The organism is Sodalis sp. RH20 (assembly GCF_047324205.1).
GTDB lineage: Bacteria > Pseudomonadota > Gammaproteobacteria > Enterobacterales > Enterobacteriaceae > Acerihabitans.
Genome location: NZ_CP178733.1, coordinates 5,500,840 through 5,527,372 on the forward strand (window position 1 = coordinate 5,500,840; position 26,533 = coordinate 5,527,372).

Below are 26,533 nucleotides of genomic sequence, written 5' to 3' on the forward strand. Positions count from 1 at the left end.
CTTAAGGCGCTTGTTTCACCTTTAAGACTCATCGGCCCGTTATCGTACGGATAACGAGCCGATGTGAGGTTAGGTAGCGATAATGGCTACAGTGAATTCAGTACTGTTTCAGTTTCTCTTTATGTTTGTTCAACTGGCGCGTCAGCTTGTCGATCAGCAAATCGACGGCGGCATACATATCGTCCGCCTCTGACGTCGCGTGCAGCTCACCGCCGTTGACATGGATCGTCGCTTCGGCAATCTGCTGGACTTTTTCGATCTTCAGAACAATATATACCTGATTGATCCGGTCGAAGTATTGTTCCAGCTTGGAAAATTTCGTCGTCACGAAATCGCGCAAAGCATCGGTGATTTCAACGCGCTGTCCGGTAATATTCAGCTGCATAGTGTCTTCCTTCTCTGTAGAGGTCAAACCATTTGCTTACGCTGGTTTGACGGCGGGATGGACAAAGACTCTCGGTATTTTGCCACGGTTCGCCGCGCCACCATAATGCCCTGATCGGAAAGCAGGGTGGTCAGCTTGCTATCGCTTAGCGGCTTCGCCGGGTTTTCCGCGGCGATTAATTTTCTCACCAGCGCACGAATGGCCGTAGAAGACGCTTCGCCTCCCCCCTCGGTATTGACGTGGCTGGAGAAAAAATATTTCAGTTCAAAAATGCCGCGCGGGCTGTGCAGATATTTTTGCGTCGTGACGCGGGATATCGTCGATTCGTGCATCTCCACCGCCTGGGCGATATCCGCCAGCACCATGGGCCGCATATACTCCTCTCCCTGATCGAAAAACGCCTGTTGCTGCTCCACGATGCAGCGGGTCACTTTTAACAGCGTGTCATTACGACTTTCCAGGCTTTTGATTAACCAGCGCGCTTCCTGCAAATGGCTGCGGATAAATTGTCCGTCCGAGTCATTGCGGGTGGTATTGCCGAGCGCGGCGTATTGCTGGTTGATTTTAAGATTGGGAATGCTGTCGGTATTGAGCTCCACCGTCCAGCGATTATGCACCTTGCGCACCAGGACGTCCGGGATGACATATTGCGATTCGGTGGTATTGATTGACTGGCCGGGCCGGGGATCGAGGGATTGGATCAGCGCCATGGCGGATTTCAGCACGTCTTCCTTTAGGCGGGTGGATCGCAGCAGGCTGCGGAAATCATGGCTGGCCAGCAGATCGAGATAGTCGCTGACGATAAGCCTGGCTTCGTTCAGGTAAGGAAAATCCTTCGACAGCTGCGATAGCTGGATCAGCAGGCAATCCCGCAGATCCCGCGCCGCCACGCCCACCGGATCAAAGCGCTGCACGCGTTTTAATACCGCTTCTACTTCGTCCATGGTGACGCTGTCGTCGCCGATGCACTCGAGGATATCTTCCAGCGGCACCGTCAGGTAACCGGTTTCATCCACCGCGTCGACGATGGAGGTGGCAATGGCGATATCGGTATCGGAAAACGGCGTCAGCTCCACCTGCCACATCAGGTAATCCTGCAGGGTCTGGATGGTTTCGCCCTGGTAAATCGGCAGTTCTTCGTCGCGGTAGTCGGTGCCGGTGCCCGAGGGCGTGCCCGCCGAGTACATTTCGTCCCAGGTGGCGTCAAGCGGCAGTTCTTCCGGCATGTCCTTCTGCTCCATCGCCTCGCGGGTATCAAGCGATTCGCTGTCGGGTACGTCGTGTGAGTCTATTTCTTCATGGACATCGGTTTGCTCAAGTAAGGGGTTGCTTTCCAGCGCGGTTTGAATCTCCTGCTGAAGTTCAAGCGTAGACAGTTGCAGCAGGCGTATTGCTTGCTGTAACTGCGGAGTCATGGCGAGTTGCTGACTAAACCTGAGTTGCAAACCTTGCTTCATATAATGCGTTAATTAACCTCTTGGGGCTTTCACTTCAGGACACCTTATCAGAGGCGGAACTCTTCGCCCAGATAAACACGCTTCACCTGCTCGTCCTGAAGGATTTCGGCGGGTGTGCCATGGGCGATAAGATGTCCCTGGCTTACGATATAGGCGCGCTCGCAGACGTCCAATGTTTCGCGTACGTTATGATCGGTAATCAGCACGCCCAGGCCGCTATCGCGCAGATGTTCAATGATTTTCTTGATATCGATGACGGAAATCGGGTCGACGCCGGCAAAGGGCTCGTCAAGCAGGATGAATTTAGGGTTGGCCGCCAGGGCGCGGGCAATTTCCACCCGCCGCCGCTCGCCGCCGGATAATGATTGCCCCAGGTTATCGCGCAGATGGGCGATATGGAATTCTTCCATCAGCGCATTGGCGCGGTCGTCGCGCTGCGAAGCGCTGAGATCGTTTCTGATCTGCAATACCGCCATCAGGTTATCAAACACGCTCAGGCGGCGGAAAATCGACGCTTCCTGCGGCAGGTAGCCGATGCCGCGCCGGGCGCGGGTATGCAACGGTAGCAGGCTGATATCGTCGTCATCGATAATAATGCGCCCGGCGTCGCGCTGGATGATGCCGACCACCATGTAGAACGTGGTGGTCTTGCCGGCCCCGTTCGGCCCCAGCAACCCGACGATTTCCCCTGAGCTGACCTTGAGGCTGACGTCTTCCACCACATGTCGGCCCTTGTAGGCTTTAGCCAGGTTTTCTGCGATTAATGTTGCCATGGGTTCAATTACTCTTATTTATTGCCGGATTTGGGCGCCTTGGGCGCTGAGGACGCTTTGGGTGCCGCGCCCGCCGGGTTCTTATCCTGCAGCTGGGACGGCACCAATACGGTGGTGACCCGTTTGCCCTTGTCGCTGAAGGCTTCCATTTGCTGTTGTTTCACCAGGTAAGTGATGCGATCGCCCTTGACGTTGCTGTCGAGCTGTTCGAGATAAGCGTCGCCGGTCAGCACCACAAAATCGTTGGCCAGCTCATAGCGGACCTTTTGCGCATGGCCCTTCACCGGCTTGCCGTTGTCCTGCATCTGGTAAAACGTCACCGGATTGCCGTAACCCTCGACCACTTCCTTGCCCTGTTCGCCGTTGGGGCGGGTGATGACCACTTTATCCGCCCGGATGTCGATGGAGCCTTGTTTGACCACCACCGTACCGGTAAGGGTGACGACATTGGTCTGCATATCGACGGCCTGCTGCTCGGAATCAATATTGATCGGCTGGTCGGTATCGCCGGTCAGCGCCAGGGCATTGGCGCTCGCCAGCAGCAGCGCGCCGGCCGCAAAAACGTAACAGATGTTATTTTGGATTTTGGATTTCATAAGAGGTCTTAACCTTTTCAATCAGCTCGGCAGTCTTGTTCCGCAGGTTTCCGCGCATTTTCATGCCTTTAGAGTTAAATCCGATGCCATATAGGGTCACCTCGTCATCGGAGGAAACATCCTGCGTAACAAGATTCACCACCGCGTTATCGGTTCTGATACGCTGCAGTTGCGAGGTTTCGGTCAGACTGTCAACCTGAACATGGCCGTATAAATAAAGCATTTTATCATTGGTCAGCTTGGCCCGATCGGACCGGACTGTCCAGGTGGCGACTTTATTCTCATCGTACATCGTCGCCACCGGCTGGGTAAACCAGCTAATCTGCTCGACGGCGAAGTGCTCGACGTGCTCGGAGATCAAGCGATAATTCATGGCGCCCAACGGATTGTATACCAGGGTAATGGTATGTTCGCTCTGGTAGGTGGGTTCGCCGGCATCGGGCGCCACCGCGTTCTGGCTGCCGTCGTTATCGGTCAGGTTCAGGCCGATTAGCACCAGGACCACCAATACCAGCAGTAGGGTGACCCACCATCTTGTTTTACTCATACCGACTGCCCTTTGGCATCATCAAGCTTCCCTTGCGCCAGCAGAATTAAATCGCAGATTTCGCGAACCGCGCCGCGACCGCCGGCAATATGCGTCACATAATCGGCCAACGGCAGCAGCAAAGGATGCGCGTCCGCCACGGCGACGCTTAATCCCACCCGCGACATCACCGGCCAATCAATAAGATCATCGCCGATATACGCGGCCTGATCCGCTGTTAAAGATAGTTTAACCAATAGATCCTCAAAGGCCAAAAGCTTATCCGACCGGCCCTGGTAGAGATGGGAGATCCCCAGGGTACGCGCGCGATCTTCCACCAGTTGGGCGGACCGGCCGGTAATAATAGCGACCTCGATGCCGGATGTCAGTAAGCATCGGATGCCGTAGCCGTCGCGGACGTTAAACGCCTTGAGCTCCTCGCCCTGGTTGCCTTGGTAGATAAAGCCGTCCGACAGGACGCCGTCCACGTCGCACACCAGCAGCCGGATATCCCGGGCGCATTGCAGTATCCGCTGGTCGACCGGGCCGTAACAGGTCGCGATAAGGGTGGTCTCTTGCATGGCGGGTTTCCTTGTTAAATAACGCCGGCTCGCAGCATATCATGCATATGCACCACGCCCATAAGCCGGTTCTGGTCGGCCACCAGCACCGAGGTGATATGGCGCGACTGCATCAGGTTAAGGGCGTCGACCGCCAGGGTATTGGGCGTCACCCGGATACCGCCGGCGGTCATCAGGTCGGCGATGCGCGCCTGGTTTAAATCCACGCCCATATCGAACACCCGGCGCAAGTCGCCGTCGGTAAAAATGCCGGCGATATTCAGCTTATCGTCGCATATCACCGTCATGCCGAGATTTTTACGCGTGATTTCCAGCAGGGCGTCGCGTAATGACGCATCCCGCGGCGTCACCGGGATTTCTTCGCCGCTGTGCATGATATCGGTCACCCGCAGCAATAGTTTACGGCCCAGCGCGCCGCCGGGGTGGGACAGGGCGAAGTCTTCGGGGGTAAAGCCGCGGGCCTGCAGCAGCGCCACCGCCAGCGCGTCGCCCATCACCAGGGCGGCGGTGGTGCTGGTGGTGGGAGCCAGGCCCAGCGGGCACGCTTCCAGGGGCACGTGGACGCAGATATGGATATCCGCCGCCTTGCCCATGGCGCTGGCCGGATTGCCGGTCATGCAGATAAGCGGGATCTGCAGGCGCTTGAGCACCGGAATCAGCGCCAGGATTTCATTGGATTCGCCTGAGTTGGACAAGGCGATGACGATGTCCTGGGCCGATACCATGCCCAGATCGCCATGGCTGGCCTCGCCGGGATGGACAAAAAAGGAGGGCGTGCCGGTGCTGGCGAAGGTCGCCGCCATCTTGCGGCCGATATGGCCGGATTTGCCCATCCCCATCACCACGACTTTGCCGCTGCAATAAAATATTTTTTCGCACGCGCGGCGAAAATCGTCGTTGATATATTGATCAAGCTGCGCCAGGCCTTCACGCTCGGCGGCGAGGACCTGTTTACCTGCTGCCGGGAAATCAAAATCCGGCGCTAACGACAAATGTGACATAACGTAACGTATCCTGATGCGCCCGGCAGCGTCCGCGGGCTAAATAAACAACACCGTAACATAGGCGGCAAAACCACATAATAACAGAGCGCCCATGCCAGAGTTGATCCTACGGCGCTTTCCCAGGCAAAAGGCGGTTAATATAATGCTTGCCGCCAGCATAACCCAATAATCGCGGGTAAACGCCAGCGGATTGAACCGGCCGGGCGAAAGCAGGGCCGGCACGCCCAGCACCAGCAGGCTATTGACGATATTGGAACCGATGAGATTGCCCAGGGCAATATCGTTTTCCCCTTTCAGGGCGCCGGCGATAACGGTTGCCAGTTCGGGCAGGCTGGTGCCGAAGGCCACCACCGTCAGGCCGATCACCAACTCGCTTACCCCCAGATGCCGGGCCACCACGCCCGCGTTATCAATCACCATATGCGCCGATATGGGCATGATGATAAAGGCCAGCGCCAGCCACAGCACCGCCACGGTTGTGCCGCTATCCGGCGTGTCCTGCGGCAGCTCAGCCAGCCGTTCGCGGGTCAGGCTGTCGTTGCCGGCGCTCTGCGCCCGGCGGGTCAGGGCGATCATGGCGGCAATATACCCTATCGCCGCCAGCAACAGTATTATACCATCCAGGCGGCCCAGGGCGCGATCCGCCAGCGCCAGGCCGCACAGCGCGGTGGCGAGCAGCAGCAGCGGCAGCTCGCGCCGCACGATGTCCGAATGGAAGGCCATGGGACGGATCAGCGCCGCGCCGCCGACGATCAATAAACTATTGATCACATTGGAACCAAGGATATTGCCCACGGTCATATCGAGTTGATGATTCAGCGCGGCGGTGACCGCGATCAGCAGTTCGGGCAGGGACGTGCCCAATGCGACGATGGTGCAGCCCACCAGCCAGGGCGCCATACCCAGCGACCGGCCGATCACGGCAGCACTGTAAACCAATCTATCCGCGCCATAAACCAGTAGAATAAGACCAATAACTAATAATGACGTGGCAAAAAACATATGAAGTCCTTGATGTGAAAGAATCCTGGGCCGCCGTCGCCACCGCCGCTTCCCGGGCGGAAGGGTAAGGATGCCGGCAACCGGCGCGCGTCTTAATTTTGACTGCCCGCGGGCCAAAAGTAAAACATCGGCTATTGATCCTATCTTACCGCCGCCAGGGTAATTTTATGTAAAAGTTCGATGAATCGGTCCTATTGCTTTAATATCTAGGGCAATGGGCTTTAAGTGGGCAAGATATGGGCAGTAATGACATGAACCAGACGGAGCATTTGGTCGATATCCGCGGATTGAGCTTCCGGCGCGGCAATCGGCCGATATTCGACAACATCACCCTGCAGGTGCCGCGGGGAAAGATCACCGCGATCATGGGGCCGTCGGGTATCGGTAAAACCACCCTGTTACGCCTGATTGGCGGCCAGCTGCCGCCCGACAGCGGCGAAATTTGGTTTGACGGCGACAATATTCCCTCCTTATCGCGCGGGCGGCTATACGAGGTGCGCAAAAAAATCAGCATGCTGTTCCAGTCCGGCGCCCTGTTTACCGATATCAACGTGTTTGAAAACGTGGCGTTCCCCCTGCGGCAGCACACGCGGCTGCCGGAAGAAGTGCTGCGCACCACCGTGATGATGAAACTCGAGGCGGTGGGGCTGCGCGGGGCCGCGTCGCTGATGCCTTCCGAACTCTCGGGCGGCATGGCCAGGCGCGCCGCGCTGGCCCGCGCCATCGCCCTCGACCCGGAACTGATTATGTTTGACGAGCCTTTCGTCGGGCAGGACCCCATTACCATGGGCGTGCTGGTCAAACTTATTGATGAATTGAACCACGCGCTGGGCGTCACCTGCATCGTGGTCTCCCATGACGTGCCGGAGGTATTGAGCATCGCCGATTACGCTTACATCGTGGCCGAGCAGCATGTTATCGCGGAAGGAACGCCGGCCGAGCTGCGCGCCAACCAGGATCCGCGGGTGCGGCAGTTCCTGGACGGCATCGCCGATGGTCCGGTGCCGTTTCATTTCCCCGCCAGAGATTATAAAACACAGCTTTTAGGTTCAGGGAGTTGACCGAGCCATGCTACTACAACAAGCATTAGCGTCCTTTGGACGCCGGGGCATCAGCGTCTGCCATACTTTCGGGCGGTCAGGCGTGATGTTATTTAACGCGCTGGTGGGCAAACCCGCCTTCCGGCAGCAGTGGCCGCTGTTGATAAAGCAGCTCTACAGCGTCGGGGTACAATCGTTAATCATTATTATTGTGTCGGGGTTGTTTATCGGCATGGTGCTGGGGCTGCAGGGCTATATTATCCTGACCACCTACAGCGCCGAGGCCAGCCTGGGCATGATGGTGGCGTTGTCGCTGCTGCGCGAGCTGGGCCCGGTGGTGACCGCGCTGCTGTTCGCCGGGCGCGCCGGGTCGGCGCTGACCGCCGAAATCGGGTTGATGAAGGCCACCGAGCAATTGTCCAGCCTGGAGATGATGGCGGTCGATCCGCTGCGGCGCATCGTGGCGCCCCGTTTTTGGGCCGGCGTCATCAGCATGCCGCTGCTGACGGCCATTTTTGTCGCGGTGGGCATTTGGGGCGGCGGCATAGTGGGGGTGGACTGGAAGGGGATCGACAACGGTTATTTCTGGTCCGCCATGCAAGGCGCGGTGGATTGGCACCAGGATTTGGTGAATTGCCTGATCAAGAGCGTGGTTTTCGCCATTACGGTCACCTGGATCGCGCTGTTTAACGGTTATGATGCGATCCCGACGTCGGAGGGGATTAGCCGCGCGACCACCAGAACGGTCGTCCATGCGTCCCTGGCGGTGTTGGGACTGGATTTTGTGCTGACAGCACTGATGTTTGGGAAGTGAGTTAATGCAAACGAAAAAGAGTGAAATCTGGGTCGGCGTTTTTATGATCATCGCCCTGTGCGCCGTTATTTTCCTGTGCCTGAAAGTGGCGGATATCCGCTCGATGGGCAGCGTGTCCACCTACCGTATTTCGGCCACTTTCGATAATATCGGCGGGCTGAAGGTGCGTTCGCCGGTCAAAGTGGGCGGCGTGGTGGTAGGCCGGGTGGCGGAGATTACCCTCGACCCGAAAACCTATGCGCCCAGGGTATCGATGGACATCGAGGACACCTACAATCATATCCCCGATACCAGCTCCCTGGCGATCCGCACCTCGGGCCTGCTGGGCGAACAATACCTGGCGCTGAACATCGGCTTCGAGGACCCGGATATGGGAACGTCTATCCTTAAGGATGGCGGTATTATTCAGGATACCAAATCAGCCTTGGTGCTGGAGGACCTGATCGGCCAGTTCCTGTACAAAAGCGGCGACAAACCCGCGCCTGTTTCCGGCGACAACGGGCCCGCCCCGACCAGCGGCGCGGCCCACGCACCTGCATCCGCCGACGGCAACGCCCCCGCGGCGGCGGCAAAATAAGAGGATAATGTTTTATGTTTACACGATTTTTACTGCTGGCCCTGCTTGCGGTCGCGCCGCTGGCCCAGGCCGTCGACCAGACCAATCCCTATGCGCTGATGAACGCGGCGGCGGATAAAACCTTTACCCGCCTCAAGAACGAACAAAGCCAGATTCGCGCCAATCCCAACGTGCTGCGCGATGTGGTGCGTGAAGAACTGCTGCCCTATGTGCAGGTCAAATACGCCGGCGCGCTGGTGCTCGGCACCTATTACCGCCAGGCCACCCCGGCGCAGCGCGATGCCTACTTCAAGGCTTTCCAGGCTTATCTGGAGCAGGCCTACGGCCAGGCGCTGGCGATGTACAGCAACCAGACCTACCAGGTTGCCCCGCCGCAGCCCGTGGGCGATGCCACGATCGTCGCCATTCGCGTCACCATCGTCGATCAGGGTGGGCGCCCGCCGGTACGGCTGGATTTTCAATGGCGCAAGAACAGCCAGACCGGTAACTGGCAGGCCTACGATATGATCGCCGAAGGGGTGAGCATGATCACCACCAAGCAGAATGAATGGGCCTCGACGCTGCGCCAGCAGGGGATCGAGGGGCTGACCAGGCAGTTACAGGCCGCCGCCGCGCAACCTATCTCGCTGGATAAGAAAAGCAATGGCTGAAACCCTGAGCTGGCAAGCCGAGGAAGACACGCTTGTCCTGCGGGGCGAGCTTGATCGCGTCACGCTGTTGCCGTTTTGGGAACAGCGCGAACAGGCCCTGCAGGGCATCCGCTTCCTGGACGTCTCGCGGCTGGATCGGGTGGACTCCGCCGGCGTGGCCCTGATGCTGCACCTGTGCGCGCTGCAGGCCAGGCGCGGCGGTACGCTCATGCTTACCGGCGTCACCGATAAACTGCGCACCCTTATCACCTTGTACAACCTGCATAATATCCTGCCCTGCGCGGACGATACGCCCGGCTGACAGAATGAACATATTATTGCCTGTTTCCGATGACGACGTATTCATCTAAGATATCGGCTTGTTTCCCGACCCATGACAGTGATTTGACCCTTATGGAAAACCACGAAATCAAAGAAGTGCTGATGAACGCCGAGGCGTTGGCATTGGAAGAAGCGCATGTAACGGGCGATGGCAGCCATTTCCAGGTCATCGTCGTGAGCGAGCGGTTTGCCGCCATGAGCCGCATTAAAAAGCAACAGGCGGTATACGGCCCGTTGATGGAATATATTTCGGACAATCGTATCCATGCACTCTCTATCAAGGCGTATACCCCGGAAGAGTGGCGGCGCGATCGTAAGCTGAATGGTTTTTAAGTTGTAGGCGATGCCGCGCTATGGCGTTGTATATCTAAGCCCGTTAAATACAGAGAGCAGTGTTGATGGATAAATTCCGTGTCCAGGGTCCGACCCGCCTGAATGGCGAAGTGACCATTTCCGGCGCTAAAAATGCGGCGTTGCCGATATTGTTCGCCGCGCTGCTGGCGGAAAAGCCGGTAGAAATACAAAATGTACCAAAATTAAAAGATATCGACACCACGATGCAACTGCTGCGCCAGCTGGGCGCCAAAGTCGAGCGTAATGGGTCGGTGCATGTGGATGCGGGCGGGGTGGACGTGTTCTGCGCGCCGTATGAACTGGTCAAGACCATGCGCGCGTCCATCTGGGCGCTCGGGCCGCTGGTAGCCCGTTTCGGCCAGGGACAGGTTTCCCTGCCCGGCGGCTGCGCCATCGGCGCACGGCCGGTGGATCTGCATATTACCGGTCTTGAGCAGCTCGGCGCCACCATCAAGCTGGAAGAGGGTTATGTCAAGGCGTCGGTGGACGGGCGGCTGCGCGGCGCGCATATCGTCATGGATAAAGTCAGCGTCGGCGCCACGGTAACCATTATGAGCGCCGCCACCCTGGCGGAAGGCACCACCATTATTGAAAACGCCGCCCGCGAGCCGGAAATTGTCGATACCGCCAACTTCCTGATTACGCTTGGGGCGAAGATCGCCGGCGCCGGAACCGATAAAATCACCATCGAGGGCGTGGAACGCCTTGGCGGCGGCGTTTATCGCGTGCTGCCCGATCGCATCGAGACCGGTACCTTCCTGGTGGCGGCGGCGGTCTCCCGCGGGCGCGTAGTCTGCCGGGCAACCCGTCCCGATACGCTGGACGCGGTGCTGGCCAAGCTGCGCGAAGCCGGCGCGGATATCGAAACCGGCGACGACTGGATAAGCCTGGACATGCATGGCCAGCGGCCTAAAGCCGTCACCGTGCGCACCGCGCCCCATCCCGGCTTCCCCACCGATATGCAGGCGCAGTTCAGCCTGCTGAACCTGGTGGCCGAAGGCACCGGCGTGATTACCGAGACCATTTTTGAAAATCGCTTTATGCATGTGCCGGAGCTGATCCGCATGGGCGCGCGGGCGGAGATCGAAAGCAATACGGTCATCTGCCACGGGGTGGAAACCTTGTCCGGCGCGCAGGTGATGGCCACCGATTTACGCGCGTCCGCCAGCCTGGTGCTGGCCGGATGCATTGCCGAAGGCGTTACGCTGGTGGATCGCATCTACCATATCGATCGCGGCTATGACTGCATCGAGGCCAAGCTGCGCAAGCTGGGCGCCAATATCGAACGCGTCACCGGCGAATAACCGCTTATCGCCCTGCCGGTGTTTTCAGGCAGGGCGTTATTCCCCCGCTCCATCCCCGCTTAAGCGTCGGCCGCTGGCGTATTCATCCGCACCGTCAACACCCCTGTTAATCCGAAGCCGGATATTCCTGGATGGTCACATTCAGCGTCAGCTTGGCGCCGTTGCGTAAAATCACCACCGGGATCACCGAGCCTGGCCTGATTTCCGCCACCTGGTCCATGGTTTCAATCGCCGATATCGCCGGCTTATTGTTGACGCTAAGGATAACGTCGGTGACTTTGATGCCGGCCTGCGCCGCCGGGCCGCCGGGGGTGACTTCATTGACGATAATGCCCTGGATGCGATCCATATTGGCGCCGGTGGTATGAAGGGGCGCCACCTCGCGCCCGCCGATGCCGATATATCCGCGGATCACCCGGCCGTCGCGAATCAACTTGTTCATCACCTTGGTGGCCAGGGCGGTGGGAATGGCGAAACCGATGCCTTCCGGCGTTTCGCCGTTATTGCTTTTATCGAACGACAGGGTATTGATCCCCACCAGTTCGCCCAGGCTGTTGATAAGCGCCCCACCGGAGTTGCCGCGGTTGATGGAGGCGTCGGTCTGGAGAAAATTCTGGCGCCCTGAAGGGCTGAGGCCGATGCGGCCGGTGGCGCTGATAATGCCCTGGGTCACGGTCTGGCCCAGGTTATAGGGATTGCCGATGGCCATGACCACATCGCCGATATGCGGCGCGCGGCGGGGATTGATGGGGATAACCGGCAGGTTGGTGGCGTCGATTTTCAGCACCGCCAGATCGGTCAGGCTATCGGAGCCGACCAGCAGCGCCTCATAGACCCGGCCGTCCTGCAACGCCACGATAATCTGCTCGGCATCGTTGATAACATGCTTATTGGTGAGCAGGTAACCCTTCTGGTTCATGATGACGCCGGAACCCAGAGTATGGATTTCCAGTTCGTTTTGGGAACCGGTATTCATGCTGCGGTTGTAAACGTTGACCACGGCCGGCGCGGCCCGGCGCACCGCCTGGTTATAGCTGACCGGGGTCTCGTCGTCGCTGTCGGCATGGCCGGCAATCAGCGTGCCGGTGGTGGAACGCAGCCCAGGCAACGCCAGCAGCATGACGCCCGCGATGATAAGTCCAAAAATAACCGCACGTAGAAGCTTAACCAGCATGATGTCCGAACAAGAGAAAGGAAATAGCGGCAGGATAACATGAGTTTATCGAACGCTGCATGGTCAGTGTCCGATTTTTTATGTTTTGACCTATACCCGTCATCTTTCACGCGACAGGTGCGTTGGCCACGCTCACTCACCCGAATCACTTACACGAGTAAGCTCATCGGGATTCACTCGCTTGCCGCCTGCCTGTCACCCGAAAGCTATAGGGTACACCCGTCATCTTTCACGCGACAGGTGCGTTGGCTACGCTTATTCACCCGAATCACTTACACGAGTAAGCTCATCGGGATTCACTCGCTTGCCGCCTGCCTGTCACCCGAAAGCTATAGGGTATACCCGTCATCTTTCACGCGACAGGTGCGTTGGCCACGCTCACTCACCCGAATCACTTACACGAGTAAGCTCATCGGGATTCACTCGCTTGCCGCCTGCCTGTCACCCGAAAGCTATAGGGTGCATCAGCGCAGTAACAGGAAAATACTCTCGTCGCCGCGCATGATATTCATGGCCATGACCGCGGGCTTGGCCTCCAGCACTTTACGCAACTGAGTGATGTTTTCCACCCGTTCGCGGTTGATGCCGATGATCACATCGCCTTTATGCAGGCCGATCTGGGCCGCCGGGGTGTCTTTGGCCACGTCATCCACCGCCACGCCCTTGGTGCCGTCCTTCAACTGCCCGTTGCTGAGCGAGGCGCCCTGCAGGGCCGGGGTCAGGATTTCCGCGCTGCTGGTGGTGGCGGCGCTGTCGTCAAGCGTGACCGTCACTTCCACGGGTTTGCCTTCGCGCAGCAGGCCCAGCTTAACGGCCTTGCCCGGCGCGGTGGTGCCGATTTTCACCCGCAGCTCGGCAAAGCTGGTAATAGGCTTGCCTTCGATAGACACGATAATATCGCCGGCCTTCACCCCCGCCTTGGCGGCGGCGCCGCCCGGCAGGACTTCGCTGACAAAGGCGCCGCGCTGGGTATCGATCTTGAAGGCCTTGGCCATATCGGCGGTCATTTCGCTGCCCTTGATGCCGAGCAGGCCGCGTTTGACCGCGCCGAATTCAATCAACTGCTGACTCAGGTTTTGCACCATATTGCTCGGGATGGCGAAGCCGATGCCGATATTGCCGCCGCCGGGTGCCAGGATGGCGGTATTGATGCCGATAAGCTCGCCGTTGAGGTTAATCAGCGCCCCGCCGGAGTTGCCGCGGTTAATGGAGGCGTCGGTCTGGATAAAGTTTTCCAGCCCTTCCAGGTTCAGGCCGCTGCGCCCCAGCGCCGAGATAATACCGGAAGTGGCGGTCTGCCCCAGGCCGAAGGGGTTGCCCACCGCCACGGCAAAATCGCCGACCCGCAGGCTGTCCGAATCGGCCATCTTGATTTCACTGAGGCCTTTCGGGTCCGGCAGCTGCAGCAGCGCGAGATCGGTCTGTTCGTCGCGTCCGACCAGCTTGGCGTCGAACTCGCGGCCGTCGTTAAGCTGCACCTTGATTTTATCCGCGCCGTTCACCACATGGTTGTTGGTGATGACATACCCCTTGGCGGCGTTGATGATAACGCCGGAGCCCAGGCCTTCAAACGGACGGGAATCGCCGGGCTGCTGATCGCCCTGCGGGGTGCCCGGGCCGAAAAAGTATTTGAATTCCTTCGGCAGGGTCGGGCGCTGCACCTGCTGGGTACCTTCCACATGTACGCTGACCACCGCCGGCAGCACTTTTTCCAGCATGGGAGCCAGGCTGGGCATGGTCTGCCCGGGTACCGCGGCCGGCAGCGCCGCCTGGGCAGGCAGGGAAGAGGTTAAGCCGAATGAGATGCAAAGTGCCAATGCGCTGAATAAAGGTGTGGTTTTCATTAAACTTATTACTCGCTTGCTGTCCGTGAACGACGCCATTAATCATTAACCATGTTAAAACGCCACTTTTTGTTCTTCTATGACCCTGTTGGGACGGCTAAAGTTCAGCGGTGGCGCAGTAAGGTTATGTCAGCGGGGGCTGGCGATATCCCGCCTTATTGTAAAGTTATTTACGTGGTTCCCGCGTGCCACGCAGCAGGCCGGTGGCGCTGGCGGGGTAATCCCGCGGCTGCATGCCCGCCGGGATTTGATCGTTGTCCGATTCCGCCTCGGTCAGGCGGTAACGGAACGGATTATCTTCGCCGGTCTGGTTGGGCAACAGGCTATTGGAGCCTTTGGCCATATGTTGGTAAAGCTGGCGGTAATCGTCGGCCATGTTATCGAGCAGTTCGGCGCTGCGGGCGAAATGGCCGGTCAGCTCCTCGCGGTATTCTTCCAGCTCCGCCTTGCTCTTTTCCAGCTCATGCTGCAGCGTTTGCTGCTGACGTAGTTTGCGGTTGCCGAACCGCATTGCGACCGCACCGATGATGATACCGACCACTAATCCAATCAGCGCATATTCCCAGGTCATAATGACTCCTATATTTGACTTCGTTGTCCCGTAGGGTTTTCACACTCTATACTTCCCACTATAACCGTTTACCCGGTCGGTGGGGAATCCCGATAGCGTCACCGCGGGCAAAGCATTGTTATTTGTTGCCCTTGTGTTCCGCGGCGCGGCTGTTTAAGCTGGCCGCAACAAAAGTGTTACAAATAATCGTATCAGGGATCGTTTGCCGCCATGCATGTCACATCGCCATTATCCCTCTACCAGCAGATGCTGGCAGGAGGCGAATACCAGGCCGACGCCGTCCAGGCAGCGGCCGTCGATAAGCTTGAACACCTTCACCGCCAGCTGCTGGCGAAGGCCGCCGCCGCGCCTGCCGCCGGCGGGCTGTTGGGGCTCCTGGGCCAGCGCCTGCGCGGCAAAAAAAACGCCGAAGCCGCCGAACCCGTACAGGGATTATATATGTGGGGCGGGGTAGGGCGCGGAAAAACCTGGTTAATGGATCTTTTTTTTCAAAGCCTGCCGGGAGAACGTAAGCTGCGCCTGCACTTTCACCGCTTTATGCTGCGGGTGCACGAGGAGATGAACCGTCTGCAGGGGCATGAAGACCCGCTGGAACTGATTGCCGATGATTTCAAGGCGCAAACCGACGTGCTTTGTTTTGACGAGTTTTTTGTCGCGGACATTACCGACGCCATGCTGTTGGGTACGCTGATGCAGGCGTTGTTCGCCCGCGGCATCACCCTGGTCGCCACGTCCAATATCCCGCCGGACGACCTGTACCGCAACGGCCTGCAGCGCGCCCGCTTTCTGCCGGCCATCGCGCTGATCAAACGCCATTGCGCGGTGATGAACGTAGACGCCGGCATTGATTACCGGCTGCGCACCCTGACCCAGGCGAGCCTCTACCTGACGCCGCTGGATCAGCAGACCGCCGCCGATATGGCGCGCATTTTCACCCGCCTGGCCGGCGCACGGCCGGACGGCGCGCCGGTGCTGACGGTCAATCATCGTCCGTTGCCGACGCTCGGCGCCCGGGACGGCGTGGTGGCCCTGGATTTCGCCACGCTGTGCGCCGGCGCCCGCAGCCAGAATGATTATATTGTCCTGTCCCGCCTTTATCACAGCGTGCTGCTGCACAATGTGCATGCGATGGGCCCGCAGGATGAAAATACCGCCCGGCGGTTTGTGGCCCTGGTGGATGAGTTCTACGAACGGCAGGTTAAGCTGGTGATTGCCGCCGACGCGCCGCTGGCGTCTTTGTACCAGGGCCAGTTGCTGCGTTTTGAATTCCAGCGCTGCCTGTCGCGCCTGCAGGAGATGCAAAGCGAAGAGTACCTGGCCCTGCCGCACTTGCCGTGAGCGGCGCGCCCGCCGACTGATTGGGCTGGAATCGTAAATAACAGTCGACCTTTGGCCTCGTCTTCTCTATAATCTTGCGACCCCACGTTACAAGAAGTTTTTTTCCCGAAAACTTCGATCGCGCCAGCAACGGCTATTCGAAGGGGTAGGTTTGCTGGACTAGATAGCCGTGTGAGCCTCATAACTATTCATTGAAGCGTTTGGGTGTTCACCAACGTGTAACTTTAATTGGGTAAGCTTTTAATGAAAACATTTACAGCAAAACCAGAAACCGTCAAACGCGACTGGTATGTTGTCGACGCCAGCGGTAAAACCCTGGGTCGTCTTGCTACTGAACTGGCCAGTCGCCTGCGCGGGAAGCATAAACCGGAATTTACGCCGCATGTTGATACCGGTGATTATATCATCGTGTTGAACGCCGAAAAAGTTGCCGTCACCGGCAAAAAGCGTACCGACAAAATCTATTATCATCATACCGGTTTCATCGGCGGTATTAAAGAAACGACCTTTGAAGAGATGATTGCCCGCCACCCTGAGCGTGTGATTGAAATCGCGGTTAAAGGCATGCTGCCAAAAGGCCCGCTGGGTCGTGCAATGTATCGTAAACTGAAAGTTTACAAGGGTACCGAGCACAACCACGCGGCTCAGCAACCGCAAGTTCTGGACATTTAATCGGGATTATAGGCAATGGCTGAAAATCAATACTACGGCACTGGTCGCCGCAAAAGCTCCTCCGCACGCGTCTTCATGAAGCCGGGTAGCGGTAACATCGTTATCAACCAGCGTAGTCTGGATCAATACTTCGGTCGCGAAACTGCCCGCATGGTAGTTCGTCAGCCGCTGGAACTGGTCGACATGGTTGAAAAGCTGGATTTGTACATCACCGTTACCGGCGGTGGCATTTCCGGTCAGGCAGGCGCAATCCGTCACGGTATCACCCGTGCACTGATGGAATATGACGAATCGCTGCGCGCAGAACTGCGCAAAGCCGGCTTCGTTACCCGCGATGCCCGTAAGGTTGAACGTAAGAAAGTCGGTCTGCGTAAAGCACGTCGTCGTCCGCAGTTCTCCAAACGTTAATTCCCGGCTGTTATTATTACAGCTGACAAAGCCCGGCACGGTCCGGGCTTTTTTATTTCCCGAGCGTTGATTTAACGCCAAATATCTGATTGCGTCGATGTATTCAACGCGATTTGCCACACGCCATCCCCCTAAACATGCAAAAATCTGGTAAACTGTTAAACACTTTTATGTCTGTTGGTGTCGCCGGCGTTTTGTCATGATGCCGCAAGCAGCGCTTGCCGCGGTTGCGATGGGCAGCGTGGCGCCAGGTGAATTAACAGTCAAACAATTTCAGGATAGTAGCCGGGTTAGTTGGCTATTCGCGGTATTTTCTAGATAAACTTGGAGGTTTTCATGGCTGTCGCTGCCAACAAACGTTCGGTGATGACGCTGTTTTCTGGCCCGACCGACATTTTTAGCCATCAAGTACGCATCGTACTGGCGGAAAAAGGTGTCAGTGTCGAAATTGAGCAGGTAGAACTTGATAATCTACCGCAGGACCTGATTGACCTCAACCCTTACCGCACCGTGCCGACCCTGGTCGATCGCGAACTGACCCTGTATGAATCGCGCATCATCATGGAATATCTTGACGAGCGTTTTCCCCATCCGCCGTTGATGCCGGTTTATCCGGTCGCGCGCGGCACCAGCCGTTTGATGATGCATCGCATCGAAAACGATTGGTACTCCCTGATGCGCAAGGTCGAGCAGGGCAGCGCCCAGGAAGCGGAAGGCGCCCGCCGCCAGCTGCGTGAAGAGCTGCTGGCCGTAGCGCCGGTATTTAACGAAGCGCCGTACTTCATGAGCGAAGAGTTCAGCCTGGTGGATTGCTACCTGGCCCCGCTGCTGTGGCGTTTGCCGCAGATGGGGATCGAGTTGGCCGGCGCCGGCGCCAAGGAGCTCAAGGGCTATATGACGCGCGTATTCGAGCGTGACGCCTTCCTGGCCTCCTTAACCGAAGCTGAGCGCGAAATGCGCCTGCAAACCCGGGGCTAAGGTATGGAAGTCTCTCAACTCTCCCCACGCCGCCCCTACCTGCTCCGGGCGTTCTATGAGTGGCTGCTGGACAACCACCTGACGCCGCACCTGGTGGTGGATGTCACGGTGGACGGCGTCTCGGTGCCGATGGAATTTGCCCGTGACGGACAAATCGTCCTCAATATCGCCCCCCGGGCGGTGGCAAGCCTCGAGCTCACCAACGCCGAAGTGAGTTTTAACGCGCGCTTCGGCGGTATCCCGCGTCAGGTCAATGTGCCCATTGCCGCCGTGCTGGCCATTTATGCCCGCGAAAACGGCGCCGGCACCATGTTTGAGCCGGAAGTCGGCTATGAGCAAAATGGCGTGGCGGAAGATGCGTCGACCCTGGGTAACGCGCCGGAAACGGTCATGTCCATTATTGACGGCGACCGTCCTGATAGCGATGATGACTATCATCCCGATGACGAGCCGCCAACGCCGCCGCGTGGCGGGCGTCCGTCGCTGCGGGTCGTGAAATAAGCCAAAGGCCCCCTCTGCGCCCATCACGGCGGGAACGATTTCATCCGTACCCGTAACGGCAAGGCCCTCCCGCCCCTGGCGGAGCGGGAGGGCCTTAGCGGCAATCACACTTCCAGGTAGTTCATGATGCCATCTGCGGCCTTGCGGCCTTCGGCAATGGCGGTCACCACCAGATCGGAACCCCGCACCGCGTCGCCGCCGGCGAAAATCTTCGGATTACTGGTTTGGAACGCGGTTTCGGTGCCTTCCGGCGCGATAATCCGTCCCTGGCTGTCCAGCTCGACGCTGAAATCCGCCAGCCACTGCATACTGTGCGGACGGAAACCAAACGCCATGACCACCGTATCCGCCGCCAGCACGTGCTCCGACCCGGCGATAATCTCGGCGCGCCGACGGCCGTGCGCGTCCGGTTCGCCCATGGCGGTGCGTACCATCTTCACACCGCACACTTTACCGGCGGCATCGATTTCGATGCTGACCGGTTGCAGGTTGAACATAAATTCCACCCCTTCCTCGCGCGAGTTTTTCACCTCGCGTTTCGAGCCGGGCATGTTTTCCTCATCGCGGCGATAGGCGCAGATCACATGGGTTGCGCCCTGGCGTATCGAGGTGCGCACGCAGTCCATCGCCGTATCGCCGCCGCCCAGCACCACCACGCGTTTGCCTTCCATGCTGACGTAAGGCGCCGACTCGGGGTTTTCAAAGCCCATCAGCTGCTTGGTATTGGCTATCAGGAACGGCAGCGCGTCCACAACACCGGGCGCGTCCTCGTTTTCCAGGCCGCCGCGCATGGACTGATAGGTGCCGACGCCCAGGAACACCGCGTCAAACTCGCCCAGCAGATCGCTCATCATGATGTCTTTGCCGACTTCGGTATTCAGCCGAAATTCAATGCCCATCTCGCTGAAGATCTCGCGGCGTTTGATCATCACGTCTTTTTCCAGCTTGAACGACGGGATGCCGAAGGTCAACAGGCCGCCGATTTCCGGGTGGCGGTCGAACACCACCGCCTGTACGCCGTTGCGCGTGAGCACGTCGGCGCAGGCCAGCCCCGCGGGACCGGCGCCGATCACCGCAACCCGCTTGCCGGTGGACACAATGCCCGACACGTTGGGCTTCCAGCCCATTTCAATCGCCTTATCGTTAATATAGCGTTCGATATTACCGATGGTGACCGCGCCGAATTCGTCATTCAGCGTACAGGAGCCTTCGCACAGGCGATCCTGCGGGCATACGCGTCCGCACACTTCCGGCAGGCTGTTGGTCTGGTGCGACAGCTCGGCCGCTTCGATAATCCGGCCTTCGTTGGCGAGCTTCAGCCAGTTGGGAATGTAGTTATGTACCGGGCATTTCCACTCACAGTAAGGGTTGCCACAGGAAATACAGCGGTCCGCCTGCGCCTTGGACTGCGATTCCGAGAACGGCTCGTAGATTTCCACAAACTCAATTTTCCGGATCTTGAGCGGTTTTTTAGGCGGATCCACACGCTGCAAGTCGATAAATTGATAAACATTTTGACTCATCATTAACCTCTTACTGCGCTTGCACGCGAAGCTCTGCCGCAGAACGGCTGCGGTGACCCAGCAACGCTTTCACATCACTCGATTTTGGTTTAACCAGGGTAAATTTCGATGCCCAGGCCGGCCAGTCGGCCAGGATTTCTTCCCCGCGATGGGAGCCGGTCAACTGGACATGTTCGGTAATCAGGCCGCGCAGGTGTTCTTCATGGATGGCCAATTGCTCCACGTCCAGCACTTCCACCAGTTCGTGATTCACCCGCTTGCGGAAATCGCCTTCTTCGTCAAGGACATACGCGAAGCCGCCGGTCATGCCCGCGCCGAAATTGACGCCGGTACGACCCAGCACGCAGACGATGCCGCCGGTCATATATTCACATCCGTTGTCGCCGATGCCCTCCACCACGGTGATGGCGCCGGAGTTACGCACCGCAAAGCGCTCGCCGGCGCGGCCGGCGGCAAACAGCTTGCCGCCGGTGGCGCCGTACAGGCAGGTATTGCCGATAATAGTGGCTTCATGGCTGCGAAACGCCGAGCCCACCGGCGGACGGATAACGATACTGCCGCCGGCCATGCCTTTGCCGACATAATCGTTGGCGTCGCCGGTCAGGGTCAGCTCCACGCCGCCCGCGTTCCACACGCCGAAACTCTGGCCCGCGGTGCCGGTGAAAAAGGCCTTAATCGGATCGGCGGATAAGCCCTGGTCGCCGTGCTGCGCGGCAATGGCGCCGGACAACGAGGCGCCCACCGAGCGATCGGTGTTATGGATATCGTAATAAAACGTCTTGCTCTGGCGCAGCTCCACATGGGGCATGGCCTGTTCGACCAGGGTTTTGTTCATCAGTCCCTTGTCGAACGGCGGATTGCTGCTTTCCGTGCAATACAGCGCCTTGCCCGGATGCGGGGTGGCGGTTTTCAGCAGCGGCGACAGGTCCAGCTTATGCTGCTTGGCGGAAATGCCGTCCAGCTCCAGCAGTAAATCGGTGCGGCCGATAAGATCCACCAGCCGGGTCACGCCCAGCTCCGCCATGATTTCGCGGGTCTCCCGGGCGATAAAACGGAAGTAGTTGGTCACCAGTTCCGGCAGGCCGTGATAATGATCGCGGCGAAGCTTTTCATCCTGGGTGGCCACGCCGGTGGCGCAGTTGTTCAAATGGCAGATGCGCAGGTATTTACAGCCCAGCGCCACCATCGGACCGGTGCCGAAGCCGAAGCTCTCCGCGCCGAGGATCGCCGCCTTGATGATGTCCTGGCCGGTTTTCAGGCCGCCGTCCACCTGCAGGCGTATCTTATGGCGCAGGCCATTGGCCACCAGCGCCTGCTGGGTTTCCACCAGGCCCAGTTCCCACGGGCAACCGGCATATTTTACCGACGACAGCGGGCTGGCGCCGGTGCCGCCGTCGTAGCCGGCGATGGTGATCAAATCCGCATAGGCCTTCGCCACGCCGGTGGCAATGGTGCCCACGCCGGGCTCGGAAACCAGTTTGACCGAAATCAGCGCCTTTGGATTGACCTGTTTTAAATCGAAAATCAGCTGCGCCAGATCCTCGATGGAGTAAATATCATGATGCGGCGGCGGGGAAATCAGCGTCACGCCGGGCACCGAATAACGCAGCTTGGCGATATACGGGGTCACCTTATCGCCCGGCAGCTGGCCGCCTTCGCCCGGCTTGGCGCCCTGCGCCACCTTGATTTGGATAACATCGGCGTTGACCAGGTAGGCCGGCGTGACGCCGAAGCGCCCGGAGGCGACCTGTTTGATGCGCGAGACCTTATTGGTGCCGTAGCGGACTGGGTCTTCGCCGCCTTCGCCGGAATTGGAGAAGCCGCCCAGGCTGTTCATGGCCTGCGCCAGCGATTCATGGGCTTCCGGGCTGAGGGCGCCGATGGACATGGCGGCGGTGTCAAAACGTTTGAACAGGTTTTCCGCCGGCTCCACCTGGTCCAGGGACACGGCGTTGCCGTCGGGCTTGATGGCCAGCAGGTCGCGCAGCATGGCGATGGGACGTTCGTTGACCAGCTTGGCGTACTGCTGGTATTCGCCGTACTCGCCGCTTTGCACCGCCCGCTGCAGGGTCTTGACCACGTCCGGGTTGTAGGCGTGGTATTCGCCGCCGTGGACATACTTCAGCAGGCCGCCCTGATCCAGCGGTTTGCGTTTCAGCCAGGCGCGTTTGGAGAGATTCAGCAAATCTTGTTCAAATTCACTGAAGCTGGCGCCGCCGATACGGCTGACCACGCCCTGGAAACACAGATCCGTCAGTTCGCGATGCAGGCCGACGGCCTCAAACAGCTTGGAACAGCGGTACGACGCCACGGTGGAGATGCCCATCTTGGACATGATCTTGTACAGGCCCTTGTTGATGCCGTTACGGTAGTTCAGCATCACGGTACGGTAATCTTTTTCGATGGTGCCGCTGTCGATCATGGCCGCCAGGGTTTCATAGGCCAGGTACGGATAGATGGCCGTGGCGCCGAAGCCGATCAGCACCGCAAAATGATGCGGGTCGCGGGTGCTGGCGGTTTCCACGATCAGGTTGGCGTCGCAGCGCAGGTTTTTTTCCACCAGGCGGGTATGGATGGCGCCCACCGCCATCGGCGCGGGCACCGGCAGCCGGGTGGGGGAAATGGCCCGATCGGTCAGCACCAGCAGCACCGTGCCCTGGCGCACTTTCTCTTCCGCGTCGTCGCACAGCTTGAGCAGCGTCTCGTGCATATTGCGCTCGCTGGGATCGTAGGTGATATCCAGCTTGTCGGCGCGGTAATGATGCTCTTCCTGGGTGGTCAACTGGGTAAAATCGGAGTAGAGCAGGATCGGCGATTTAAACGCCAGCCGGAACGCCTGGCCTTCCGCTTCGCAGAACACGTTCATTTCCCGGCCGATACAGGTGGCCAGCGACATGACGTGGGCTTCGCGCAGCGAGTCGATGGGGGGGTTGGTCACCTGGGCGAACTGCTGGCGGAAATAATCGTAAATTACGCGCGGGCGGCTCGACAGCACGGCAAAGGGGGTATCGTCGCCCATGGAGCCGGTGGCTTCCTGGCCGTTTTCGCCCAGTACGCGCAGAATGGCGTCCAGCTCCTCATTGGAATAGCCGAACTGCTTCTGGTAGGTTTCCAGCAGGGTATTGTCCAGCTCGCGGTGACCGACCTGATCGTCGGACAACTCCTCAAACGGCGTCAGGCGGCGCACGTTCTTTTCCATCCATTCTTTATAGGGATGGCGGCTTTTCAGGTCGTTATCGGTTTCCGCCGAGTGCAGGATACGCCCGTTGCGGGTATCGATCACCATCAGCTCGCCCGGTCCGACGCGGCCTTTTTCCACCACTTCGTCGGGCTGGTAATCCCAGATGCCCACTTCGGAGGCGCAGGTGATAAGCTTATCGGTGGTGATGACATAACGCGCCGGGCGCAGGCCGTTGCGGTCCAGGTTACAGGCGGCGAAACGGCCGTCGGACATCACCAGCCCCGCCGGTCCGTCCCAGGGTTCCATGTGCATGGAGTTAAAATCGAAAAAGGCGCGCAGCTCCGGGTCCATATTGGGATTGTTCTGCCAGGCAGGCGGCACCAGCAGGCGCATGGCGCGGATCAGGTCCATGCCGCCGCTCAGGAACAGCTCGAGCATATTATCCAGCGAACTGGAGTCGGAACCGGTTTCGTTAACGAACGGCGCGGCGTCCTGCAAATCCGGGATCAGCGGCGTCTTCAGCTTATAGGCGCGCGCCCGCGCCCACTGCCGGTTGCCGGTGATGGTATTGATTTCGCCGTTGTGCGCCAGGTAGCGAAACGGCTGCGCCAGCGGCCAGCGCGGCACGGTATTGGTGGAGAAGCGCTGGTGGAACAGGCAAATGGCCGATTCCAGCCGCAGGTCCGCCAGATCCAGGTAAAAGCGCGGCAGGTCCGCCGGCATGCACAGGCCTTTATAAATGGTCACCAGATTGGAGAGGCTGCAGACGTAAAAACTGTCGTCGGCCACGCGCTTTTCGATACGGCGGCGCGCCACGTACAGGCGGCGTTCCATATCACGGGGACGCCAGCCCGCCGGGGCGTTGACAAAAATCTGCTCGATACGGGGCAGCGAGGAGAGCGCGATTTCACCCAACACATCGGGATTGATGGGAACCTCGCGCCAGCCGACTATCGACAGCGTTTCGTTTTGCAGTTCCTCTTCGACAATCCGGCGGCTGGCGCGGGCCTCGTCTTCATCGCGGCTCAGGAATATCATGCCGACGGCGTAGTTTTTAGCCAGCCGCCAGCCGCGCTCCAGCGCCACCATCTGATAGAAGCGATCGGGTTTTTGCAACAGCAGGCCGCAGCCGTCGCCGGTCTTGCCGTCGGCCAGGATGGCGCCACGATGCTGCATACGGGCCAGCGCATGAATAGCGGTTCGGACCACCTTGTGGCTGGGCTCGCCTTCTATATGGGCAATCAGGCCGAAGCCGCAGTTGTCCTTCTCTTGGGATTCATCGTACAACATATCGTGGACCTCCCCAGGCTCCAGGTGACTCTCACAACCTACTGCGAGGAGGCGTATCCGTATTGAGCGGCAGCGGATTAAACGTCCAGCTGTTCCACTCTCTCCAGGTAACCTCATCGTGGCGGTCTTTGCTCGTGATAAACGACTTGCTTTAAGAAGGAGTCTTCATAACTGCATAACTATGACGAGTCGTTAACCCGTCCAGAATTCTTCCAGCGGCCTTCCAAATTAACGATAAACACCACGCAGGTCAAATCCCGCTAGAAAGGGGCTTAAATCGCCTGAAAACACTATTAACCAGTTGATAATAATCTAATTAAAGCCGGTTTGACCGTCGTCTGGGCGGCGGGAGCGGCCGGCGCCGATATGCGCTGTCTCACTGTAGTGCAGCGCTAGTATCTCTGCACCATGCTAGTGCTAGGTCCCATAACAGCAGGATCTGCTGGCTAGCGTGTTTTCTGGCGTGTATGGCTCTGTTTTGTCGCGATAGTGACATTATGAATGATTCGCCGGGAGAAAATAAGAAATTTTAATCGATGAGAATTGATTTTATTCTCACCTTCTTTGCATAAATATGCGATACGGCCGGCGACGGCGACGGGTATTGATCGATATCATCGCGGCCGGCGGGCAAACCGGCTAGTCTGGACGACCTCAACCGGCCGGGATAACCAGAATATGCAGTTGCTGCAGGTAGTCAATATGTTTGGCGGCGATCTTCTGCGCCGCTACGGCCAGAAAGTGTATAAACTCTCGCTGCACGGGGGGTTTAGCTGTCCCAACCGCGACGGCACCCTCGGGCGCGGGGGCTGCACGTTTTGCAATGTCGCCTCTTTTGCCGACGAACAAAGCCAGTTCCGCAGCGTCGGCGAGCAGGTAGCCGGCCAGGCGCGCAACGCCGACCGGGCCAAACGCTACCTGGCCTATTTTCAGGCCTATACCAGTACTTATGCAGAAGTGAGGGTTTTAGACCGTCTCTACCGCGAGGCGCTGGCGCAGGCCGATATCGTCGGCATCTGCGTCGGCACCCGTCCGGATTGCGCGCCGCCCGAGGTACTGGACTTGCTGGCCGGCTACCAGCGCCAGGGGTATGAGGTCTGGCTGGAACTGGGGCTGCAAAGCGCGCAGGATAAAACCCTGCGCCGTATCAACCGCGGTCATGATTTTGCCTGTTATCGCCATACCGTGGCGGCGGCGCGGGCGCGGGGCCTGCGCGTGTGCACGCACCTGATCGTCGGCTTGCCGGGCGAGGGGGCGGCGGAATGCCTGTCCACCCTCGATCGGGTGTTGGCGGCGGGCGTCGACGGCCTGAAGCTGCATCCGCTGCTGCTGGTCGAGGGCAGCGTGATGGCCAGGGCCTGGCGGGCGGGGCGTCTTGCCGCGCTAAGCCTGGAGGACTATACCGCCATTGCCGGCGAGATGATCCGCCATACCCCCGCGCAGGTTATTTTCCACCGTATTAGCGCCAGCGCCCGTCCGCCGACCCTGCTTGCACCTTTGTGGTGCGCCAATCACTGGAACGGGATGAATGCGCTGTATAATGACCTCAAAGCGCGGGGCGGCCAGGGCAGCGCCCTGGGCATGCCGTTCTTGCCCGGGGCCTGACCGCCTTCTCCCCCCGCGACGTCACCTACGGCATCGTTTTTTACGGTATGATTGACGGCATCGT

At 58.8% G+C, this 26,533-nt stretch carries 26 protein-coding genes; 13 read left to right on the forward strand and 13 right to left on the reverse strand.

All coding sequences use genetic code 11. The annotated features are described in order from the left end of the window. Positions 1–97: 97 nt before the first annotated feature. Genes hpf through ACL2XM_RS25160 form a run of 8 tightly spaced genes read right to left on the reverse strand, consistent with a single transcriptional unit; the run spans position 98 to position 6,324 of the window. On the reverse strand, positions 98–385 hold the full coding sequence (gene hpf, locus ACL2XM_RS25125; RefSeq protein WP_162366255.1) for a ribosome hibernation promoting factor: 288 nt from the start codon (positions 383–385) through the stop codon (positions 98–100). Positions 386–408: 23 nt separating this feature from the next. Continuing rightward, positions 409–1,842 carry an RNA polymerase factor sigma-54 gene (gene rpoN / locus ACL2XM_RS25130; protein ID WP_410013354.1) on the reverse strand — a complete coding sequence of 478 codons (1,434 nt, stop codon included), beginning with the start codon at positions 1,840–1,842 and terminating at the stop codon, positions 409–411. Between the two features lie 47 nt (positions 1,843–1,889). Further along, the gene (gene lptB, locus ACL2XM_RS25135; RefSeq protein ID WP_410013355.1) at positions 1,890–2,615 is read right to left on the reverse strand and encodes an LPS export ABC transporter ATP-binding protein; all 726 of its coding nucleotides are present in this window, start codon (positions 2,613–2,615) and stop codon (positions 1,890–1,892) included. A gap of 14 nt (positions 2,616–2,629) precedes the next feature. Beyond that, the gene (gene lptA / locus ACL2XM_RS25140) at positions 2,630–3,211 is read right to left on the reverse strand and encodes a lipopolysaccharide ABC transporter substrate-binding protein LptA (protein WP_413729362.1); all 582 of its coding nucleotides are present in this window, start codon (positions 3,209–3,211) and stop codon (positions 2,630–2,632) included. Continuing rightward, the gene (lptC, locus tag ACL2XM_RS25145; protein ID WP_413721527.1) at positions 3,189–3,758 is read right to left on the reverse strand and encodes an LPS export ABC transporter periplasmic protein LptC; all 570 of its coding nucleotides are present in this window, start codon (positions 3,756–3,758) and stop codon (positions 3,189–3,191) included. The genes lptA and lptC overlap by 23 nt, the downstream gene beginning before the upstream one ends. After that, entirely contained in the window at positions 3,755–4,318 is a 564-nt protein-coding gene (kdsC, locus tag ACL2XM_RS25150) for a 3-deoxy-manno-octulosonate-8-phosphatase KdsC (protein ID WP_413721526.1), read from the reverse strand. Before kdsC ends, lptC begins: the two co-directional genes overlap by 4 nt. A gap of 14 nt (positions 4,319–4,332) precedes the next feature. Beyond that, the gene (gene kdsD, locus ACL2XM_RS25155; protein WP_410013359.1) at positions 4,333–5,319 is read right to left on the reverse strand and encodes an arabinose-5-phosphate isomerase KdsD; all 987 of its coding nucleotides are present in this window, start codon (positions 5,317–5,319) and stop codon (positions 4,333–4,335) included. Positions 5,320–5,358: 39 nt separating this feature from the next. After that, on the reverse strand, positions 5,359–6,324 hold the full coding sequence (locus ACL2XM_RS25160) for a calcium/sodium antiporter (RefSeq protein ID WP_410013360.1): 966 nt from the start codon (positions 6,322–6,324) through the stop codon (positions 5,359–5,361). Positions 6,325–6,575: 251 nt separating this feature from the next. Between ACL2XM_RS25160 and mlaF the strand changes: the two genes are divergently transcribed. The 7 genes from mlaF (at position 6,576) to murA (ending at position 11,384) form a co-directional block, all read left to right on the forward strand. Further along, entirely contained in the window at positions 6,576–7,385 is an 810-nt protein-coding gene (mlaF, locus tag ACL2XM_RS25165) for a phospholipid ABC transporter ATP-binding protein MlaF (RefSeq protein WP_410016722.1), read from the forward strand. Between the two features lie 7 nt (positions 7,386–7,392). Beyond that, positions 7,393–8,178: a lipid asymmetry maintenance ABC transporter permease subunit MlaE gene (mlaE, locus tag ACL2XM_RS25170; RefSeq protein WP_410013361.1), complete on the forward strand. Its 786-nt coding sequence runs from the start codon at positions 7,393–7,395 to the stop codon at positions 8,176–8,178. Positions 8,179–8,182: 4 nt separating this feature from the next. Next, complete coding sequence (mlaD, locus tag ACL2XM_RS25175; RefSeq protein ID WP_410013362.1) at positions 8,183–8,755, forward strand: outer membrane lipid asymmetry maintenance protein MlaD; 573 nt, start codon at positions 8,183–8,185, stop codon at positions 8,753–8,755. A 14-nt stretch (positions 8,756–8,769) separates the two neighbouring features. After that, on the forward strand, positions 8,770–9,405 hold the full coding sequence (gene mlaC / locus ACL2XM_RS25180; RefSeq protein WP_410013363.1) for a phospholipid-binding protein MlaC: 636 nt from the start codon (positions 8,770–8,772) through the stop codon (positions 9,403–9,405). Then, positions 9,398–9,706 (forward strand): lipid asymmetry maintenance protein MlaB, encoded by a 309-nt coding sequence (gene mlaB, locus ACL2XM_RS25185; protein ID WP_413721525.1) that lies wholly within the window; start codon positions 9,398–9,400, stop codon positions 9,704–9,706. Before mlaC ends, mlaB begins: the two co-directional genes overlap by 8 nt. 92 nt (positions 9,707–9,798) lie before the next feature. After that, positions 9,799–10,059, forward strand: a complete 261-nt coding sequence (gene ibaG, locus ACL2XM_RS25190; protein ID WP_410013365.1) for a BolA family iron metabolism protein IbaG — start codon at positions 9,799–9,801, stop codon at positions 10,057–10,059. A 65-nt stretch (positions 10,060–10,124) separates the two neighbouring features. Then, positions 10,125–11,384 (forward strand): UDP-N-acetylglucosamine 1-carboxyvinyltransferase, encoded by a 1,260-nt coding sequence (murA, locus tag ACL2XM_RS25195; RefSeq protein ID WP_410013366.1) that lies wholly within the window; start codon positions 10,125–10,127, stop codon positions 11,382–11,384. A gap of 106 nt (positions 11,385–11,490) precedes the next feature. Here the strand turns inward: murA and degS are convergent, their stop codons facing one another. From degS to zapG, 3 genes are all read right to left on the reverse strand, one after another. Next, the gene (degS, locus tag ACL2XM_RS25200; protein WP_410013367.1) at positions 11,491–12,558 is read right to left on the reverse strand and encodes an outer membrane-stress sensor serine endopeptidase DegS; all 1,068 of its coding nucleotides are present in this window, start codon (positions 12,556–12,558) and stop codon (positions 11,491–11,493) included. Between the two features lie 464 nt (positions 12,559–13,022). Continuing rightward, positions 13,023–14,402 (reverse strand): serine endoprotease DegQ, encoded by a 1,380-nt coding sequence (degQ, locus tag ACL2XM_RS25205; protein WP_410013368.1) that lies wholly within the window; start codon positions 14,400–14,402, stop codon positions 13,023–13,025. 166 nt (positions 14,403–14,568) lie between these two features. Further along, entirely contained in the window at positions 14,569–14,973 is a 405-nt protein-coding gene (zapG, locus tag ACL2XM_RS25210) for a Z-ring associated protein ZapG (protein WP_410013369.1), read from the reverse strand. A 210-nt stretch (positions 14,974–15,183) separates the two neighbouring features. On the opposite strand from zapG, the gene zapE reads away from it, so the two are divergent. The 5 genes from zapE (at position 15,184) to sspB (ending at position 18,870) form a co-directional block, all read left to right on the forward strand. Continuing rightward, positions 15,184–16,311, forward strand: coding sequence for a cell division protein ZapE (zapE, locus tag ACL2XM_RS25215; RefSeq protein ID WP_413729367.1), 1,128 nt, complete (start codon positions 15,184–15,186; stop codon positions 16,309–16,311). A 243-nt stretch (positions 16,312–16,554) separates the two neighbouring features. Next, positions 16,555–16,983: a 50S ribosomal protein L13 gene (rplM, locus tag ACL2XM_RS25220; protein WP_410013371.1), complete on the forward strand. Its 429-nt coding sequence runs from the start codon at positions 16,555–16,557 to the stop codon at positions 16,981–16,983. 15 nt (positions 16,984–16,998) lie between these two features. Beyond that, a complete protein-coding gene (gene rpsI, locus ACL2XM_RS25225; RefSeq protein WP_162366275.1) occupies positions 16,999–17,391 on the forward strand; it encodes a 30S ribosomal protein S9 in 393 nt (130 codons plus the stop codon). A gap of 336 nt (positions 17,392–17,727) precedes the next feature. Continuing rightward, positions 17,728–18,369: a stringent starvation protein SspA gene (sspA, locus tag ACL2XM_RS25230; RefSeq protein ID WP_410013372.1), complete on the forward strand. Its 642-nt coding sequence runs from the start codon at positions 17,728–17,730 to the stop codon at positions 18,367–18,369. Between the two features lie 3 nt (positions 18,370–18,372). Next, positions 18,373–18,870, forward strand: coding sequence for a ClpXP protease specificity-enhancing factor (gene sspB, locus ACL2XM_RS25235; protein WP_410013373.1), 498 nt, complete (start codon positions 18,373–18,375; stop codon positions 18,868–18,870). A gap of 104 nt (positions 18,871–18,974) precedes the next feature. Here the strand turns inward: sspB and ACL2XM_RS25240 are convergent, their stop codons facing one another. Together ACL2XM_RS25240 and gltB are read right to left on the reverse strand one after the other, a co-directional pair. Then, positions 18,975–20,393 (reverse strand): glutamate synthase small subunit, encoded by a 1,419-nt coding sequence (locus ACL2XM_RS25240; RefSeq protein ID WP_410016723.1) that lies wholly within the window; start codon positions 20,391–20,393, stop codon positions 18,975–18,977. A gap of 10 nt (positions 20,394–20,403) precedes the next feature. After that, positions 20,404–24,864, reverse strand: a complete 4,461-nt coding sequence (gltB, locus tag ACL2XM_RS25245; protein ID WP_410013374.1) for a glutamate synthase large subunit — start codon at positions 24,862–24,864, stop codon at positions 20,404–20,406. 678 nt (positions 24,865–25,542) lie between these two features. Between gltB and ACL2XM_RS25250 the strand changes: the two genes are divergently transcribed. Beyond that, positions 25,543–26,469 carry a TIGR01212 family radical SAM protein gene (locus ACL2XM_RS25250; RefSeq protein WP_410013375.1) on the forward strand — a complete coding sequence of 309 codons (927 nt, stop codon included), beginning with the start codon at positions 25,543–25,545 and terminating at the stop codon, positions 26,467–26,469. Positions 26,470–26,533: the final 64 nt, after the last annotated feature.

What these genes read in the sequence shown, in the direction of transcription:
- degQ (WP_410013368.1), bottom strand. Translation starts at nt 14,402, where the DNA reads ATGAAAACCACACCTTTATTCAGCGCATTGGCACTTTGCATCTCATTC.
- rplM (WP_410013371.1), top strand. Translation starts at nt 16,555, where the DNA reads ATGAAAACATTTACAGCAAAACCAGAAACCGTCAAACGCGACTGGTAT.
- mlaD (WP_410013362.1), top strand. Translation starts at nt 8,183, where the DNA reads ATGCAAACGAAAAAGAGTGAAATCTGGGTCGGCGTTTTTATGATCATC.
- ibaG (WP_410013365.1), top strand. Translation starts at nt 9,799, where the DNA reads ATGGAAAACCACGAAATCAAAGAAGTGCTGATGAACGCCGAGGCGTTG.
- mlaF (WP_410016722.1), top strand. Translation starts at nt 6,576, where the DNA reads ATGAACCAGACGGAGCATTTGGTCGATATCCGCGGATTGAGCTTCCGG.
- rpoN (WP_410013354.1), bottom strand. Translation starts at nt 1,842, where the DNA reads ATGAAGCAAGGTTTGCAACTCAGGTTTAGTCAGCAACTCGCCATGACT.
- kdsD (WP_410013359.1), bottom strand. Translation starts at nt 5,319, where the DNA reads ATGTCACATTTGTCGTTAGCGCCGGATTTTGATTTCCCGGCAGCAGGT.
- lptB (WP_410013355.1), bottom strand. Translation starts at nt 2,615, where the DNA reads ATGGCAACATTAATCGCAGAAAACCTGGCTAAAGCCTACAAGGGCCGA.
- ACL2XM_RS25250 (WP_410013375.1), top strand. Translation starts at nt 25,543, where the DNA reads ATGCAGTTGCTGCAGGTAGTCAATATGTTTGGCGGCGATCTTCTGCGC.
- rpsI (WP_162366275.1), top strand. Translation starts at nt 16,999, where the DNA reads ATGGCTGAAAATCAATACTACGGCACTGGTCGCCGCAAAAGCTCCTCC.
- ACL2XM_RS25240 (WP_410016723.1), bottom strand. Translation starts at nt 20,393, where the DNA reads ATGAGTCAAAATGTTTATCAATTTATCGACTTGCAGCGTGTGGATCCG.
- sspB (WP_410013373.1), top strand. Translation starts at nt 18,373, where the DNA reads ATGGAAGTCTCTCAACTCTCCCCACGCCGCCCCTACCTGCTCCGGGCG.
- kdsC (WP_413721526.1), bottom strand. Translation starts at nt 4,318, where the DNA reads ATGCAAGAGACCACCCTTATCGCGACCTGTTACGGCCCGGTCGACCAG.
- mlaC (WP_410013363.1), top strand. Translation starts at nt 8,770, where the DNA reads ATGTTTACACGATTTTTACTGCTGGCCCTGCTTGCGGTCGCGCCGCTG.
- murA (WP_410013366.1), top strand. Translation starts at nt 10,125, where the DNA reads ATGGATAAATTCCGTGTCCAGGGTCCGACCCGCCTGAATGGCGAAGTG.
- lptA (WP_413729362.1), bottom strand. Translation starts at nt 3,211, where the DNA reads ATGAAATCCAAAATCCAAAATAACATCTGTTACGTTTTTGCGGCCGGC.
- lptC (WP_413721527.1), bottom strand. Translation starts at nt 3,758, where the DNA reads ATGAGTAAAACAAGATGGTGGGTCACCCTACTGCTGGTATTGGTGGTC.
- hpf (WP_162366255.1), bottom strand. Translation starts at nt 385, where the DNA reads ATGCAGCTGAATATTACCGGACAGCGCGTTGAAATCACCGATGCTTTG.
- degS (WP_410013367.1), bottom strand. Translation starts at nt 12,558, where the DNA reads ATGCTGGTTAAGCTTCTACGTGCGGTTATTTTTGGACTTATCATCGCG.
- zapG (WP_410013369.1), bottom strand. Translation starts at nt 14,973, where the DNA reads ATGACCTGGGAATATGCGCTGATTGGATTAGTGGTCGGTATCATCATC.
- ACL2XM_RS25160 (WP_410013360.1), bottom strand. Translation starts at nt 6,324, where the DNA reads ATGTTTTTTGCCACGTCATTATTAGTTATTGGTCTTATTCTACTGGTT.
- gltB (WP_410013374.1), bottom strand. Translation starts at nt 24,864, where the DNA reads ATGTTGTACGATGAATCCCAAGAGAAGGACAACTGCGGCTTCGGCCTG.
- sspA (WP_410013372.1), top strand. Translation starts at nt 17,728, where the DNA reads ATGGCTGTCGCTGCCAACAAACGTTCGGTGATGACGCTGTTTTCTGGC.
- mlaB (WP_413721525.1), top strand. Translation starts at nt 9,398, where the DNA reads ATGGCTGAAACCCTGAGCTGGCAAGCCGAGGAAGACACGCTTGTCCTG.
- mlaE (WP_410013361.1), top strand. Translation starts at nt 7,393, where the DNA reads ATGCTACTACAACAAGCATTAGCGTCCTTTGGACGCCGGGGCATCAGC.
- zapE (WP_413729367.1), top strand. Translation starts at nt 15,184, where the DNA reads ATGCATGTCACATCGCCATTATCCCTCTACCAGCAGATGCTGGCAGGA.